Source organism: Vibrio sp. 1457 (assembly GCF_033340195.1).
Lineage (GTDB): Bacteria > Pseudomonadota > Gammaproteobacteria > Enterobacterales > Vibrionaceae > Vibrio > Vibrio alginolyticus.
The window spans coordinates 66709-83566 of the sequence record NZ_JAWOWA010000009.1 but is presented as its reverse complement, the minus strand read 5'-3'; the positions used below and the strand labels follow the sequence as shown (position 1 = coordinate 83566).

At 45.1% G+C, this 16858-nt stretch carries 10 protein-coding genes; 3 read left to right on the top strand and 7 right to left on the bottom strand.

The window, feature by feature from the left end:
• Window positions 1-484: 484 nt before the first annotated feature.
• The 6 genes from R7Z41_RS11715 to R7Z41_RS11690 form a co-directional block, all read right to left on the bottom strand.
• The gene (locus R7Z41_RS11715; protein ID WP_005374556.1) at window positions 485-2599 is read right to left on the bottom strand and encodes a type I secretion system permease/ATPase; all 2115 of its coding nucleotides are present in this window, start codon (window positions 2597-2599) and stop codon (window positions 485-487) included.
• A gap of 15 nt (window positions 2600-2614) precedes the next feature.
• Complete coding sequence (locus R7Z41_RS11710; RefSeq protein WP_005374560.1) at window positions 2615-4528, bottom strand: EAL domain-containing protein; 1914 nt, start codon at window positions 4526-4528, stop codon at window positions 2615-2617.
• Between the two features lie 5 nt (window positions 4529-4533).
• Complete coding sequence (locus tag R7Z41_RS11705; protein ID WP_005374561.1) at window positions 4534-5217, bottom strand: transglutaminase-like cysteine peptidase; 684 nt, start codon at window positions 5215-5217, stop codon at window positions 4534-4536.
• A 114-nt stretch (window positions 5218-5331) separates the two neighbouring features.
• Complete coding sequence (locus R7Z41_RS11700; RefSeq protein ID WP_005374562.1) at window positions 5332-6723, bottom strand: HlyD family type I secretion periplasmic adaptor subunit; 1392 nt, start codon at window positions 6721-6723, stop codon at window positions 5332-5334.
• Between the two features lie 173 nt (window positions 6724-6896).
• On the bottom strand, window positions 6897-8120 hold the full coding sequence (locus tag R7Z41_RS11695; protein WP_005374563.1) for a sigma-54-dependent transcriptional regulator: 1224 nt from the start codon (window positions 8118-8120) through the stop codon (window positions 6897-6899).
• Window positions 8113-9987 carry an ATP-binding protein gene (locus tag R7Z41_RS11690; RefSeq protein ID WP_053308002.1) on the bottom strand — a complete coding sequence of 625 codons (1875 nt, stop codon included), beginning with the start codon at window positions 9985-9987 and terminating at the stop codon, window positions 8113-8115. The genes R7Z41_RS11695 and R7Z41_RS11690 overlap by 8 nt, the downstream gene beginning before the upstream one ends.
• A 115-nt stretch (window positions 9988-10102) precedes the next feature.
• Between R7Z41_RS11690 and pdxH the strand changes: the two genes are divergently transcribed.
• Entirely contained in the window at window positions 10103-10738 is a 636-nt protein-coding gene (pdxH, locus tag R7Z41_RS11685; protein WP_005374570.1) for a pyridoxamine 5'-phosphate oxidase, read from the top strand.
• A 73-nt stretch (window positions 10739-10811) separates the two neighbouring features.
• Here pdxH and R7Z41_RS11680 read toward each other — a convergent pair whose 3' ends face one another.
• Window positions 10812-11531 carry a PAS domain-containing protein gene (locus tag R7Z41_RS11680; RefSeq protein WP_017820063.1) on the bottom strand — a complete coding sequence of 240 codons (720 nt, stop codon included), beginning with the start codon at window positions 11529-11531 and terminating at the stop codon, window positions 10812-10814.
• A 972-nt stretch (window positions 11532-12503) separates the two neighbouring features.
• Between R7Z41_RS11680 and R7Z41_RS11675 the strand changes: the two genes are divergently transcribed.
• Window positions 12504-13316, top strand: a complete 813-nt coding sequence (locus R7Z41_RS11675) for an AraC family transcriptional regulator (RefSeq protein ID WP_025768702.1) — start codon at window positions 12504-12506, stop codon at window positions 13314-13316.
• A 406-nt stretch (window positions 13317-13722) separates the two neighbouring features.
• Window positions 13723-16854: a bifunctional proline dehydrogenase/L-glutamate gamma-semialdehyde dehydrogenase PutA gene (gene putA / locus R7Z41_RS11670; protein ID WP_318136365.1), complete on the top strand. Its 3132-nt coding sequence runs from the start codon at window positions 13723-13725 to the stop codon at window positions 16852-16854.
• Window positions 16855-16858: the final 4 nt, after the last annotated feature.

Sequence of the window (16858 nt, the reverse complement as noted above, 5' to 3'; positions counted from 1 at the left end):
TCGACGATATCTAGAAAGCGGCTTTTATAGCTGATTTTTTGCTGTAAGTAATCACAATTTTTCTTTACACCATTTGTCTCTGTGTTGAGGTACCACAGAGTACTATATTGGTTAATCAAAGACTTAGTGAGCATTGCGAACTCTTTGGCTTCATTACTTATATTCAACCAAAGCTGACGTGATTTTGAAGAGAGCAATCTTTGAGCTGTATCCCATATCCGACATTCTATGACGCTAGTTCCTTATAAACGAGCTGAATATGACTTTTGTCCTGATAACCTAAGGTGTATTAATTGAAATAGCTTTTAGGGCGTTGAAAAATGGAAGAAGATGAAAAGGCGATTATGATTTTATTCGTGATTGTTGGCCTTGTACTCGTTTGGGTCGCGCTTGAAGAACTTAATTATCTCGGGCTCCCAATAAAATAAGCCCCGTTAAACACAAGTTAAACGGGGCCTTTGTCTTTTATCAATGTGAATTCAGGTTAGCTAACCGCACGCACTTTGCCTTGTTTCAAATCGTTCAGCACTTGCGCTTTAGGGCCATCTGCGATGATGCTGCCTTTCTCCATCACAATTACGCGATCAACGATGTCGAGCATAGACGTTTTATGCGTAATCAGAATCAGCGTTTCACTAGGTTTCAACTGTGCTAATTGATGCTTAATGTGCATCTCTGAGCGGTTATCCATCGCACTGGTTGGTTCATCCATGAGTAGAACAGGAGGACGACCCAAAAATGCACGAGCGATCGTGACTGCTTGACGTTGACCCCCCGAAAGCATTGCACCACCTTCACCAACTTGGCGTTCTAAGCCCGCTGGGTCAGATTGCGTAAACGCAGTAACACCGGCACGATTCGCTGCGTCTAGTACGTCACGGTCATCGGTTAATGGGCGACCTAGCGTAATGTTGTCGCGGATAGAACCAAAGAACAGATTGGAATCTTGCGGCACACAACCAATATTACGGCGAATGTCGACATGATGCAGCTGTGCGATGTCGGTATCATCAATGCGAACATGACCTTCCGTCGGCTGATACAAGCCCATGATAAGACGCTCTAACGTGGTTTTACCCGAACCGATACGGCCTATGATCGCTACTTTTTCGCCTGGGTTAATGGTTAAGCTCAAATCTCGAATCGACGCCACCGGTGAATCTGGGTAGTGGAAGGTCACGCGTTCAAGTTCAATTTTGCCTTGTACTATTGGACGGTGAATGTAACGTTTACCTTCTTCTTGTTCATCCGGCATTTCCATGACTTGATTGATAATTGTCATAGAAGACTTCGCTTGGTTGTAGCGCGTAGAGAGTAAGGATAACTGAACCAAAGGACCAATCGCGCGGCCGCTAAGCATGGTTGCGGCAATCAAGCCACCCATGGTTAAGTCGCCCTCTGCAATCAAGTAAACGCCTAGGATGATCATCCCTACGTTACTACTTTGCTGCACAAAACCTGCTGCGTTTTGAATGCTATCCGTAATTCGGCGGCTTTTTATATTCCAGTTCGCCATGTGCGCAACTGCCTCTTCCCAGCGGTATTGGAATTGGCTTTGCGCACTGAGCATTTTTACGGTTTCTAACCCAGCCAAGCTCTCTATCAAATTGGCATATTTTTGCGATGCTAGGCGTGAACCCTCCTCAATGGAGCGGCGCAGCGGCCCTTGTATCAGTAGCGAGTGAATAATCAAAATGACCACGCCCACCATCGGTACATACACAAGATCGCCAGCCATTAGCCATATAATCACTAAGAACAAAATGGCAAAAGGCAAATCAATGAGAGCACTGACGGTCGCTGAAGTAAAAAACTCTCGAATAGATTCGAATTCTTGTAAATGGCGAGCGAAGGCACCGACCGAAGGCGGCTTCGATTCCATTCTAATCCCCATCACTTTGCTGAACAGTTTGGATGAAATCAGAATGTCAGACTTCTTGCCCGCCACATCAATGAAGTAATTTCTCAGCGACTTGAGAATGAAGTCGAACAGGAACACGACAAAGATGCCGCTTGCTAGTACCCATAGGGTTTCAAACGCAAGATTCGGAACCACTTTGTCGTACACCAAGCGAGTGAATAGCGGAGCGGCAACCGCAAAGAGGTTGATGAGAAGTGATGCGATTAAAACATCACGGTAGATGCGTTTTGACTGCCACAAGGTGGACCAGAACCAGTGGCCTTCGTTGGTTTTGAGCACTTCGGGAGAGCGCTCATCGAAACGGAATTGCTTTTTAACTAAAAAGTACCGACCAGTGTATTGCTCAAGTAGGTCTTCTAATGGAATAGAGATCGGCACCATTCCACTTTCTAGGGTGGTGACTTCGGCCTCGCGTTTCTCCATATTGATGCTGTTGAGAACGCAAGAGTCACCGCCTTTAAGAACTAAGATTGCCGGCAGAATTAGGCTGGAGATGCTCTCCAGCTCTGCGCGGTTTTCCTTGGCAACCAATCCGGCCCTTTCCGCTGCTCTTGGTAGCAAAAATGGGGTCAGTTTACCGTCAGATAGCGGTAGTCCGTTGACTAGCGCTTCTGGCGAGTTAGCTAACCCATAGTAACGGCTAACGTAGATGAGCGAATTCAGTAAAGGGTCTTTCATCGTTGATAAACCTTTTTATTCCTTGTCGACGATGAATCCTTGGAATACCTCAACAAAATGTTCAGTGAGGAAGTCCAACTGGATTTGAGTTTCGATACGCGATGCGATAGTCGTAATACCAAGGTTGTGGGCAGTACGAGAGATCGACGTTAGCGTGAATTTCTGTTTTTCGTCGTGCAAGTTGTGTGTGAATAGGTAATCGAGCTTCACATAGTTCGGGCGGAACTCTTGGATGTATTCCAAAGATTGGAAGTTACGTCCGTAGTTATCTACGCCGAACTCAGCACCTGATTGGCGAATGGCATTACATAACAGTGCTGTGTGGTGAGGCTGATCGATAAAGCATTCCTCTGGAATTTCAAAGTGTAGCTTAGAGGCCACTTTGGCGTGTTTTTCCAGCATGCTAGTTGTCCAGCGAATAAACGATGGTTGAGACAAGCTGCTTTGCGCGATGTTAATCGCGACTGGGTCATTAAGTTCACCATTTTCTAGCATCTTAATCATTGATTCAATGACATACTGGTCAAAGATGTTGGTGGCGTCTAACTGTTCTAGTGCGAATAGGTATTGATTCGCACGATACGTTTCACCATCTTTTTCGATGCTTGAAAATACTTCGTTGTGGAATACTTTACCCCATGTGTTTTTCGCAGCTTGGAAACGGAATTTAACCCAATCACTATGAATGGCTTCTTCAACCAACGCTTTCCATTGCTGTTTACCCATCAAACTAGAAGGTGTATCACTGCCAATGAAGCCGTATGGCTTGTCTGGTTGCGCTTTGGCTTTCGATAGTGCGTTGTCCACCATCGAGAGGATTTCAGAACGCGTTTTCTGATCTTTGCTGTGTGCAACCCCTAGTGACGCTTTAGGTTTTGCTAAGCCTGTTGGGTCAGTATTTAGGCCGTTCACACAATTGACGATGCTGTCCGATAAAATGCGTAACTCGCTCTCATCCATATGAGGGAAAAGCAAGCCGAACTCATCACTAGACAAGCGAGCAATAGTGGCACCCGGTACATCAATGGTGTTTTTCAAACGTTGAGACAGTTCTTTAACGTGGGCATCTGCGCGTTGGTAATCTTTGGTCTCGTAAATGTCGCCAATGTATTCAGCATGGAGTAGCGCGATACCCCCTTGCGTTTGCTCTGCAAGCCATTGGTCGATTTGGTTGATGTAGAATGAGCGGTTACCCAATTTAGATATAGGATCGAGGTAAGCCTGAGCACGCAGACGTTGCGCCTCTTTGGCTTGCTCTTTGAATGATAGCTCGATTTGAGCAGACATCATGTTAATGCCATCTACCACCGCGATAAGATCTTTGGTTCTTGGACGAGCAAGCGGTTCACCAAATTGGTTATTCGCGATTTCATGCATTTTATTTACGATGGCCGTTAATGGTTTTAGCGAGCGACGTAGGATGTATGAAATTGCCACTAAACCAGCTAGAAAAATAACACTGAATACAGACAGCAAGCCAATAAAACCTTGCCAGAGCTGCTCGTAAGCTGCGCCTGGGTGGCTAATGATTTCTACTTCGGCGAGCTGCATCCAACCACTGGTCACAACACGCTTATCGTGAATCGCTTTAAATAGATTCATGTCGATAAACCATTGTGGCACCGTACTTGGTTTAACTGGGTAAGTACGCACGATCTGGTAGTCAGAATCTAATGCTGTAAGACGAACAACGGAGTAGGTGCTGCCGTCAAATAGAGCATTAATCACGGACTCAACCGCGACTTTATCTTTGTCCTTTAGGTAAGGAGCCAGTGCCAAACCTACGGTGTTAATAGTGTTGTTGACCTCTGAACGTTGCTGTTGCTCCAAGCTGTCTCGAGTCGTGTTGAATTGGATTACGAATACTGATGCCAACAAGAGTATAAAGACCGTAACCATCCCCACCACAAGCTTCTTATATAGGGTCATGTTTCTCACTCGTCATAGTTAATTTTAGGTTTATTTAACTGCAACTTACGTTCGCGCGAGCGTAAGTCATTCCAAAGGCTCAACCGTGATGCTTTCCCTGCCAGCTCTCCAGTGCTAGCAGATGACTTCATCAACCACAGGTTTGTACCATTAAAACTGTATATCGGTAGCAAGTCGCTACGCTTAGAGGCTCGGACAATGTCAGGATTGATATTATCGAGAATGAGCGGCTCAGAACTTGGGGTAGGGTAGTAAGCTAATACCATGTGAAACTGATTCAGTTCGATGGCTTTTACGTATATTAACCGCATCTTTGAATCTGGTATTCCTAGCTCGAGTAAAGAGAAGTACTTAGCAATAGTGAAATCTTCACAGTCTCCTGCGTTACTCCCTAAAAATTCGAGTGGCGTAGCCCAATAATCTGTCTTTCCCCACAGTTTTATGTCGTCAACGAAATACAGCTGATTAAAAAAGTCGTTAACGCCAGCGAGCTGTTCATGAGTCTCTAATTGTTTAAATAAGTCGAGGTTCTTTCGCCATGTATTTACGCGCAATCCCGCACGTTCGCCGTACACCGCTGTGACCGTATTGACCCATCGTTGTTCTTTGCTGTTCAGCGCACCAAGTTGGAACGACAAACAACTTAAGCTGATTAATAATGTAACTTTACGCTGCAAATTGGATCGCATATTCGACTCGTATCACAAGTATACTCTTCTAGAGAGTTCGTCAGTGAGAAATAAGTGCTTTTTATTTAATCACTTATCGCTCAATACTCCCTATCGCGAGTATCTTAATGTGGTTTACTCCTTCAAGGCGTTCGTTTTGGCACTTAAAATCGGTTTAAGTAGATATTCCAAAACGGTTCGCTTCCCTGTGATGATATCGACCGATGCTGTCATTCCTGGAATGATTGGTAAATCTGCATCTTGACCAAAGTTTGTTTTTTCGGTGCGTACACGAACAATGTAGAAGCTGTTGCCTTCTTCATCTTGAGTGGTATCCGCGCTGATATGTTCCAACTCACCCTCTAAACCGCCGTACTTTGTGAAGTCGTAAGCTGTAAATTTCACGATAGCATGAAGATCTGGGCGTAAAAATGCGATGTCTTTTGGCGCAATTTTCGCTTCTACCAATAGTGTGTCTTCTGTTGGTACGATCTCGACGATATCCATACCAGGTTGGATAACACCACCGACAGTATTGATGTTCAGTGTTTTGATTTTGCCTGTTACTGGCGAATTCACAACCGTTCGGTTTACTCTATCTTCCAAGCCCACCGCTGATTCAACCAAAGCAGATAACTGGTCTTGGGCGCTGTTGAGTTTCTCTTGCTGTTCAGAGCGGAATTTGAGTGCAACATCAATACGGTTGAGCATGGATTCTCGAATCGCTGATTGCAATACGGGAATTTTGAGCTCACTGGACGTCATTTCACGACGGGTATCGTTGACTTGGCGCTGTAATTTGAGCAGTTCAATACGAGGAACAACGCCCTCGTCTGCCAAAGGTTTGGTGATATCGAGTTCTTTTTTCGCGTATTGGTAGCTTTGACGCAAGTTCCTTACTCGCGCTTGGATCTCTACCAAGTCCTGCTGTTTTTGCTGCACTTGTTGGTCAATAACAGAAAGTTGGTTGCGTAAATTATCTAGATCTTCGCGATATTCTGCTTTTTGACGCTGTGTGAGTTGAGGTCGAGTCTCTTCCAAGGTTGGTGGGAAGGTCAGTTTACCGTAATCAAGTAGTACACTTTGACGCCAGTTTTCCGTTTCAAAATCACGATTAACGGCAACACTGTTAATAGAAGCGGATAGTTGCAGCACAGATGCGGTAAGGTTGGCAACTTGTTGCTCACGTTCACGAAAATCTGAGCGAAAGCGGGTGTCATCGATAAGCAGTAACTGTTGGCCTTTTTCAACCAACTGACCTTCTTTGACCAAGATTTCTTTGACTAAGCCACCTTCTAAGTTTTGGACTACTTGTATCTGTGAGGAGGGAATCACTTTGCCTTGACCAACCGTGACTTTGTCGATTTCAGCCCAAGATGCCCAACCTATTGCTGCAATGAAAAATAGCACCATAACCCAGAGCATAAAACGCGCGCTGTTGGGGGTATTGAGGAGCAATGCTGCAGTTTTGTCATCAACAAAATCCAACTCTTCATCGTTGAGTTTGTTGTAGTTATCTCGGCTCATCACAGTCCCTGCTTATATAATTACGGATTATCTTTTTGATCTTATTATTATTAACCGATCATGTCAGCATGCTCGGCTAATAAAATATGAGAAGAGGGTTATTCTCTCTTCAAATGAGCTTTCTTACACTTTCTAAATCAAACAAAAGCATAATTAGCGCCGGAGTATAGCTATTACGCCTTGAACTTGGCTTTATCCAACTGATGTTTTTTTAGTTTGTCGTACAAGGTTTTGCGTGATACCTGTAATTCTAGTTGAACCTCTTTGAGTCTGCCGCGATGTCTTTGCAATGCATCGAATAACAAGCAATATTCAAAGTATTCTGTGCGCTGAGTCATACTCTGAATTTCAAGACTTTTCTCACTGTTCCAATCTTCCATTCTAAAAGTATCTGGCTTGAGGGCACGAAGTTCAGCAAATTGGCGTAGCTGCTTAACGTTTTCTGGCCATTCGAGACTGGTGAGGTGTTTGACCTCTTCTAGGCTGATATGTGGCGGCTGTAACTGATATCGACTCGCTGTGTGGCGCACAAAGTGCTTGTATAAAGGCCCTATATCTTCCTTTCTTTCATCGAGCGTCGGTAAGTGAATTAGAGTCGCCAGGGATTTTAGAGGTGGCTCGGCTTGGGTGGTCGCGCCAAAAACACGCTCAAGTTTTGGGTGCTTGAATAAGTATTCCCATTGCTCAAATGATACATGCTCTGCGCTATGTAAGTACAAACTGCAGTGGCGTTTTCCTTCACTTAAGCGGTGTATGGCTTTGTCGAGCGCTTCTAATGAAAGCTCATAGAGGTCTTCACCAGAAGCGGCGATTAGCTCACTATCCGGTGTTGCATGTATGTCGTGGGCAAATTGTGCAGCGAGTCGCCGACCCGTACCATCTTGACCTACAAAAATGAGCGGCTGGCTTGTGGGCGCACTGATCAAGGCGCGACGAATGCTCACCATGGCCTTACTGTGACCAATCATTTTCGGACCAACATGAGTTTGCATGTCGAGCTCTTTCTTAAGCCAGATGTTTTCTTGCAACAAGTTCAGTTTATCGCTGGCATTGTTGAGCGATTTCATGAGCTGTTCCGTTGAAAACGGTTTTTCTAGAAAGTCGTACGCGCCGCTTTTCATCGCATCTACCGCGGTTTTCACATCTCCATGTCCAGTAAGTACGATGAATTGAAAGTGATCGTTTTTGCTTCGCAAAGTTCGCATAAACTCCAAGCCATCCATCACGGGCATATGGATATCGGTAATGATAATCGCAGGCGTATTTGAGTCGATTACGCGTAAGGCTTCTACTGCGTTTGGTAAGCAGGTGACGTCTATCCCTTCAATCAGCAGGGCTTGAGACACGGCATCACGAATGTGTGGTTCGTCATCAACAAAGAAAACTGAGTTATTCATGGTCGTTTTCCACTTCTGGAGTACGTTTATTCTGATTGACTATTGGTAGCGTCACGATAAAGGTCATGCCTCCTGCTTGTTGTTCTGTGCTCTGATGTTTATAGGCACAGAGGGAGCCGTGATAGCTCTCTAAAATGCGTTTGGAGATGGTCAAACCTAATCCTAAGCCCTCTGGCTTAGTCGTAAAAAATGGATCAAAGATTTTTGCTAGGGCTTCGTCCGACATGCCAGGCCCGTTATCGGAAACAAGAATGTCGCAACTGTCATCATGACACTGAACAGCAATGGATATTTGCGGATCGATACAGTGGTTTTCCATCGCTTGTGCCGCGTTGTGGAAGAGGTTTATCAGCACTTGTTCTAATTCAACGCTGTGAATGGCCAGCTTCACATCATAGTCGATGGCCGGAACTTTTAGTGTTACTCCTTGCTTAATAAGCTTGTTGCTCAAAATGCTGGTGGCAGTATGTACCGCGTCGTGCAGTACTGAGATTTCATTGTGTGAATCGTGCGTGGCTTTCCGAGTAAAGACTTTTAAGCGGGCAATGACTTCCGAAATGGTGTCATTAAGTGTCAGCATTTTGCCCAAATTGTCGGCGACCATTGGGTATTTTTCCATTGCCAACAAACGCTGCGAGTTTTCGGTATAGGTTCTTAGTGCGGAAAGTGGCTGATTTATCTCATGATTAATACTGGCAGACAGCTCGCCCAACAGTGCCAATTTCGCGGCTTGCGTCAGCTCTTGTTGTGTTTGTTTAAGCTCTTGTTGGCTTTGTTCATATTGGCGGATGGTCTGTTGTAGCTTTTGGTTGGCTTCACTCAGAACTAGTGTCCGTTGCACTACTTTTTCTTCTAGGCTCACATTGAGATGGGCAAGGCGTGCTTTGTTAACTAGGGTTTGGAACCACGCTAACGCAATTAGAGCAATGAGCGCATATAAGATCAGGAAGACGATATCGGCCTGTAAAACGGCGGCAAGAACGCTGTTGTGGTTAATTAAGGCAACGACGCGAAACCCTTTATCCAATAAGTGTGTTGCGTATGCGAGGTAATTCGGTGATAGAAGCAATTGATTGTCATCAAACTCCGTGACACCACTGTGTGCCGTTAACTCACCAAAATATTCGGGTAAGGTATCGCCATATTGACGCGTTTCGGTAAGTTCATTTATTGCACTCGATGACAGTGGGAAAAGTGCACGATAGCGCCAGTCTGGTAAATTGCTCATAAACACGACATTGTGTTTATCTGTAATGAGTACGTCAGTCGTGGTTTGCGAAAGGCGCTGTTCTAATTGCTCCAAATTCACTTTTACTGTGATCACGCCAACGACTTCCTCATTTACCCACAGCGGAGATGAGAAGAAGTACCCACGTTTATTCGAGCGTACGCCTAATCCAACGTATTGAGCGGGCTCACCGCGTCGCGCATTTTTAAAATAGGGGCGATAGCTAAAGCTAGAGCCAACAAACGTATCTTCTTGCTGAAAGTTACTTGAGGCTATGACTAACCCGGTACGGTCATGAACGTAAATCGTATCGGCCAAACTTTGCTTCAACCAATCTGATAACAGTAGGTTGAGCTCTTGAGAGGGCGTTCCGCGCTCGACTGCTTTGAGTAGTCTTGGGTCGTGACTTAATAGGTTTGGTATCTGTTCAAACTTTGCCAGTTCGTAGTCCACTTCTTGTGACACTTGCGCGGCTTGTCTCTCTAGCTTTTGTTGCCATTGATCATGTTGGTATTGAGTTGCGTAATGATGAGTAAGCGCAAGCCCTGAAATGCCGACGGCACACAGTAGCAGTAAAAAATGACGTAGGGCTTTGGGGTTGAGTAAGTTCACGATCGGCTCACTGGTTTTTTGTGTCATGGTATCAAATGACGCACTGTGATGCTGTGAGCGGCAACGATAACAAGCACAATGATGTCCTTGTATTTCCTCAGTATCGGGAGCACAATCGACAAAAACGAGTGAAGGAGTAAAGATGGAACTTGCTGATATTCGTCGTGAGTACACCAAAGGTGGGCTGCGTCGTAAAGATTTGAAAGCTGATCCTATTGATCAATTTAATCTGTGGCTAGAGCAAGCAGTTGAAGCGGGTTTAACGGACCCGACTGCGATGACAGTTGCAACGGTTGATGAAAATGGCATGCCGTTTCAACGCATTGTTCTATTGAAAAACGTCGACAAAGATGGTTTTGTGTTTTACACCAACCTAGGCAGTCGCAAGGCCCAGCAGCTAGAGCATAACAGCAATATTAGTTTGCACTTCCCTTGGCACCCGTTAGAGCGCCAAGTTCATATTACTGGTGTGGCTGAAAAGCTTACCGCCGTAGAGAATATGAAATACTTTACTTCTCGTCCTAAAGAGAGCCAGTTGGCCGCAATCGCGAGCAAACAAAGTAGCCGTATTTCTGCCAGAGGTGTGTTGGAAGGTAAGTTTTTAGAGCTAAAACAGAAGTTTGCTAAGGGTGAAATACCAGTACCAACCTTTTGGGGTGGCTTTCGCGTAAAACCAAAGAGCATCGAATTTTGGCAAGGTGGCGAACATCGCCTTCACGATCGTTTTCTTTTCTCCCAGCATGATGGAAGTTGGGACATTGATCGTCTAGCGCCATAGGCTTATGGTCCCTCATGAATAAACAAACACCGCCGAATTGGGGCGGTGTTTTTGTAGGTAGAAGCGATGCGAATTATCGCTCTCCATTCAACACAACCGATAATTGATGCTTAAGCAGCGTTTTGGGTACAACAGAGCCGTAGCCTGCTTCCATTGCTTTATCTATTAGCTCGTTCTTGCTGTTCGCTGCAAACTTATTACGTAAGCGTGCGACGTGACCTTCAACGGTTTTTGTTGATATGCCCATGACCTGAGAGATAAATTGAGGCTTTTTGCCATAGAGCAAGAGGAAAAGCGTTTCTTGCTCGCGGCATGTGAGCTTCTCTGGTTTTGGTTGTAAGTCAGAAAAACGAAAGATGGATTGTTGATTTGGGTTGGTACTGATTGCACGACAAACCCAATACCCGACTTCAATCACGGCGGTGTCGGTGAGTTCCCTTCCGTAGAAAATGGTGCCTACGATGTCGCCTTTGTCATCTCGCCACGGTGTTTTAGTAAATATATGTGCTCGCCAGCGGCCATCTGGATAAGGGTGGATATCCAGAATTTTTAGTGACTCGCCAGTTTCGAGAACGTGTTTATCTTGGCGTTGAAATTCTTGCGCGCATTCAGTGGTTGGGCTGGCCATATCAAAATCAGTTTTACCCAAGCACTCCTCGGGCGACGTGTGCCCTAACAGTTCTGCGTATTCCTGGTTTACGTATAGGAATACCGAATCTTTATCTTTGCATCCCCAACAACCTGGTAGCTGTTTAAGGAGGGATTGTTCTATGGTATCGACTGAAATATTCACAAAAGGACTCACTACATACTGCTTTTACCAATACAGAGACGTCCGTGTTACATGGCTCGTATTGATGTTGCCAAGTAGGCAGTTACGTTGCTAGAACACGTTCGTTGATTGGCGCTCAATCCAATTAAATTCGTGGTGTTCGATGTTTTCGTCAGGTAGTCATAGACAACGACGAAATGGAACGAAGAGTTTAATTGGGAAAATGGTCTGTTTCATTACAGATATGTGCGCTCACGGATGTCCGCCAATGTTCGGCTTACAACTCGTATCGTCCTTGATCATGCTTCCTACAACTCAGTTGTAATGTGGTTGACGTTCATATCACTTGTGAGCGAAAGAGCAGCACCTAAGCATATGAGAGGGACAGTGAGACAAACGCTATGATATCAGCTTATGCCATTGTTTTCATTGTTGAGAAGCGAAAAAAAAAGCCAGCCTGAAGACGGGCTGGCAACACAAGATATAATCTTGTCGACGTGTAGAAGAGGTTCTAAATTACCTAGCGAGGGTCTGCTAAGTAAGTTAGAGGTATCAATGAGATACCGAGAGCTTTAGATCGTATGCATCTTAAAGCTCGATAACTAATGTATTGAATCAGAAGCATATTAGTAAGGGGGGAAATCCCTCTATGTTGAGTTTAAGAGTGGGTTTCGATCCGTTTCAGGGACGAGTTATCTAATATGGAGCACGGTGTTTTACAAAATAACAGATTGTTCGGTAATAAGGATCTTTACATTGATTGATTATGTATACGTAAGGTGTTGCCTATCTATCCGTTTTTGTTAATAAAATTGGTTGCTCACTGACCGTAAATTAACCTCGCATGATCATCGTTCCGGAACTATGATCATGTAAATGAACTTGAGCATGCTGATTTGATCTTGTCGATTGAGTTGGGTAAAAGTTGCAACCCAACAAAGAAGGTATATGATGCGAAGACGTAAGCTGACCGTGTAAAGACGACTGTTTAAAATGAGTGATTCAGATAACCAAAAAATCCTTTCATATCAAGAGATTATGCTGCCAAAGCCGGCGGAGCTGATCACACTTCCGTCTTATATGGATTGCCACGATCATTCTTATACACAGATCGTGATTGGTTTAAAAGGGCAAGCCGAATTTGAAGTGCGCGGGCGAGGTAATCTTGTCGGCCCTGGTCAAGGTTGTGTGGTTACCGCATGCTCTGATCATGCTTTCGGTGGCGTCATCAATCAATCGGATATTTTGGTGCTGAATATGCCCAAACCGACAAATGATGATCCCGAAATGCTTCAAAAAATCAATAACCTGGAGAGAGACCATGTCTACTTCCAGTTAGATAGTCAAATTCAGAAGCTGATACAGATGTTGGTTCAGGAAATGCGAAACCATCCGGATGACCTGCTGTTAAGTCGTGCGTGTAACGACACTGTGATTGCGTTAATGCAGCGCCATATCTCGGCATTTGAGACCAGTCGAAAAGAGTCGCGCTTTGATTTGGAGGCGATTGATCGTTACATTGAGCAGCACCTGAGTCATAAGATTAGTGTGGCTCAATTGGCCGGGCGAGTGTTTCTTGGGGAAAGTCAGTTCCATTGCTTGTTTAAAGAGCAGATGGGGATTACACCTCATCAATATGTTCTCGGAAAGCGAATCGACATGGCTCGTGAATTAATCGAGCAAGGGCACCTTTCTTTAGGGCAAATTGCCGAGTTTACTGGCTTCTCAAGCCAGAGTACTTTTACTCATACTTTTACTCGCTTACAGGGAATATCACCTTCCCGTTATAAAAAACAAGTTGGATAACAACGCGTTTTTTTAGGTCAAATAATCATCAATCAGAATGAAGCCATGCACTATGCATGGTTTTTTTATGTTTTATTCACGTGACCTATCTCTCGTTTTTTTAAATTCTCTGTTCTTTGCAGTGGTTGATATGCCACTTGATCCTACATTTTCTCTTAGAACGAGCTCTTCACAAAAATCTTATTGATATTCTTGATATTTTGTTGTGAATGCAATGAAAAAATTAAAATTTACAACACAAAATATTACCTATTTGAATGTGACTATGTGGATGTTTTGTTATAAAAGCGAGTTTTTGGCAAAAATGTCGTAGTTTTTGACAAGTATTCTTATCGGCCTCAAAATACACTGCCAGCCATTGATAATCCTCGAAGCGGTTTTCGAGGAGTGAGATTGAGGAACACACATGTTTACAGCTACGAACGTGTTGACACCGGAATTTATCGGGCAGCCGCTTGATAAGTTGTGGTCACTGATCTCGCCATTATATATGGTGGACGAGTCTCAATGGCTAGAGCAACTATTGCCACTAGCGACGCCGACAGAGGATGAAAAATCGGCGATCACTACCCAAACGACCCACCTTATCGAAGCCATTCGTGCCGATAAGAAGTCAATCCAGATGATTGATGCTTTATTGCTGGAATACAGCTTAGATACTCAAGAAGGTATCTTGCTGATGTGTCTTGCAGAAGCATTAATGCGCATCCCAGATGCCGCGACAGCAGATTCTTTGATTAAAGATAAGTTGAGTGTCGCAGACTGGAAATCTCACCTGAAAAACTCTGACTCTGTGTTTGTTAACGCATCAACATGGGGCCTTATGCTAACAGGTAAAGTGGTTGGTCTTGGTGAGCAAGGCACCCAGAGCCCAGGTCAGGCTGTAAACCGTCTGGTAAATAAATTCTCTGAGCCCGTGATTCGTAAAGCCATGTATCAGGCAATGAAGATCATGGGTCACCAGTTTGTTCGTGGTCGTACGATCGAAGAAGCGCAGAAGAACGGTCGCCCAATGCGCGACAAAGGTTTCACCTACTCGTTTGATATGTTGGGTGAGGCGGCGTTAACTACAGCGGACGCGAACAAGTACTTCAAAGATTACCTAATGGCGATCGAAGCGGTGGGTCGCGAGACTTACGGTAGCGACACTAGTCCAGCGCCTTCGATTTCCATCAAGCTTTCTGCATTACACCCGCGCTACGAAGTCGCAAATGAAGAACGTGTAATGACAGAGTTGTATGACTCACTAATGCAGCTATTGAAACGTGCAATTGAAGTCGACGTTGCAATCACAATCGATGCAGAAGAAGCGGATCGCCTTGAGCTTTCCCTGAAGCTATTTGAGAAAGTGTACCGTAGCGATCTTGTGAAAGGTTGGGGCAAGTTTGGTTTGGTTATTCAAGCCTACTCAAAACGTGCGCTACCAGTCTTGGTGTGGCTAAATGCACTCGCAAAAGAGCAAGGTGACGTTATTCCTCTGCGTTTGGTTAAAGGCGCGTACTGGGACAGCGAAATCAAGTGGTCTCAACAAGCGGGTTATGCAAACTACCCAGTATACACTCGCAAAGAAGCGACGGACGTTGCATACCTAGCTTGTGCTCGTTTCCTACTTAGCGAAGGTGTTCGCGGTAATATCTACCCACAATTTGCAAGCCACAATGCTCACACAGTTACGGCAATTGCTGTCATGGCGGAGCACAAAGAATACGAGTTCCAGCGCCTGCATGGTATGGGTGATTCACTGTATAACCATGTTATGAAAATGTACGGTCAGCCAGTACGTATTTATGCTCCTGTCGGTAGCCATGCTGATCTTCTTCCGTACTTGGTTCGTCGTCTGCTTGAAAATGGTGCGAACAGCTCGTTTGTACACCGTCTAGTTGATGCGCGTTGTCCGATTTATGAGTTGACCCATCACCCTGTGGATGTGTTGACGGGTTTTGACACGCTACACAACGACAAAATTCCATTGCCTGCCGATATTTTCCCTGAGCGTAAGAACTCATATGGCGTCAACATTGACATCGACAGTGAAGCGAAGCCATTTGAAGCGCAGGTAGAAAGCTTCATGGACAATCAGTGGGTTGCAGGCCCGATGATCAATGGTGAGTGTTTTGCCGAAAGCATGATCAAGGAAAATGCGGCTGAGATCATCACCGCACCGTACGATCGCCGAATTGAAGTCGGCAAAGTGGCATTTGCAACACTTGATCATGTTTCCGCTGCAATTGATGCGGCGCAAACTGCTTTCTCTGATTGGAAAGGTGTTCCTGTTGAGCAAAAAGCGGCTTGTTTAGAAAAGCTTGCTGACTTAATGGAAGAAAATCTGGCTGAGCTGGTGGCGATTTGTCACAAAGAAGCGGGCAAGACGATTCACGATAGTATTGATGAAGTTCGTGAAGCAGTGGATTTCTGTCGTTATTACGCGAAACAAGCGCAAAACCTACAGCCATTTGAGCTAGAAGGTTTTGACGGTGTGAAACGCATTTCTAGCCGTGAAGGTCTTGGTGTGTTTGTGTGTATCAGCCCTTGGAACTTCCCGTTGGCTATCTTCCTTGGTCAGGTAACGGCAGCACTGATTGCAGGTAACACTGTGGTTGCAAAACCTGCTGAGCAAACAAGCTTAATTGCCGCTCGCGCTATTGAACTAATGCTTGATGCTGGCTTCCCTGCAGGTGTGATTCAGTTACTTACTGGTCGCGGCGCTGAGATTGGTCATGCACTGACTTCTCATGATGCTATTGCTGGTGTGGCATTCACTGGCTCAACGGCAACGGCGCAACGCATTAACGTCACGCTCGCGGAGCGCAGCGCGAAACCGGTTCCGTTTATTGCGGAAACAGGTGGTCAAAACGCAATGATTGTGGACAGTACTGCATTGCCAGAGCAGGTGGTGCGTGATGTGATTCGTTCGGCGTTTGCATCTGCTGGTCAGCGTTGTTCTGCCCTTCGTGTTCTATTTGTACAAGAAGATGTAGCAGACCGTATGATCAACCTGACTCAAGGTGCGATGAATGAACTGCATGTTGGTTTACCTTACCTACACAAAACAGATGTTGGTCCGGTTATCGACAGCAATGCAAAACAAAAACTCCTCGCTCACCTTGAGCAAATGAGCAAAACACAGACTAAAGTCGCTCAGCTACAGCTGGATGAGTCGTGCCAGCATGGTGACTTTGTCTCACCAAGTGCGTTTGAAATCTCGGGCATCGATGTGCTGAAAGAAGAACAATTTGGTCCAATCTTGCACATTGTTCGCTTTAAAGCGTCTGAATTACCGAACGTGGTTGCGCAGATCAACAAAACGGGTTTTGGATTGACGATGGGTATCCATAGCCGTAACGAAACCACGTACCGTTGGATTGAGAAACATGCACGAGTAGGTAACTGCTACATCAACCGAGACCAAGTTGGCGCTGTGGTTGGTGTACAGCCGTTTGGTGGTCAAGGCTTGTCGGGTACTGGCCCGAAAGCTGGTGGTCCACACTACCTATTCCGCTTTACTCAACATCTTCTTGCTCAAGCAGAAAACGCATAAGGAG

Coding starts and splice junctions, on each gene's coding strand:
- R7Z41_RS11715 (WP_005374556.1), bottom strand. CDS start 2,599: ATGAAAGACCCTTTACTGAATTCGCTCATCTACGTTAGCCGTTACTAT.
- R7Z41_RS11710 (WP_005374560.1), bottom strand. CDS start 4,528: ATGACCCTATATAAGAAGCTTGTGGTGGGGATGGTTACGGTCTTTATA.
- R7Z41_RS11705 (WP_005374561.1), bottom strand. CDS start 5,217: ATGCGATCCAATTTGCAGCGTAAAGTTACATTATTAATCAGCTTAAGT.
- R7Z41_RS11700 (WP_005374562.1), bottom strand. CDS start 6,723: ATGAGCCGAGATAACTACAACAAACTCAACGATGAAGAGTTGGATTTT.
- R7Z41_RS11695 (WP_005374563.1), bottom strand. CDS start 8,120: ATGAATAACTCAGTTTTCTTTGTTGATGACGAACCACACATTCGTGAT.
- R7Z41_RS11690 (WP_053308002.1), bottom strand. CDS start 9,987: ATGACACAAAAAACCAGTGAGCCGATCGTGAACTTACTCAACCCCAAA.
- pdxH (WP_005374570.1), top strand. CDS start 10,103: ATGGAACTTGCTGATATTCGTCGTGAGTACACCAAAGGTGGGCTGCGT.
- R7Z41_RS11675 (WP_025768702.1), top strand. CDS start 12,504: ATGAGTGATTCAGATAACCAAAAAATCCTTTCATATCAAGAGATTATG.
- putA (WP_318136365.1), top strand. CDS start 13,723: ATGTTTACAGCTACGAACGTGTTGACACCGGAATTTATCGGGCAGCCG.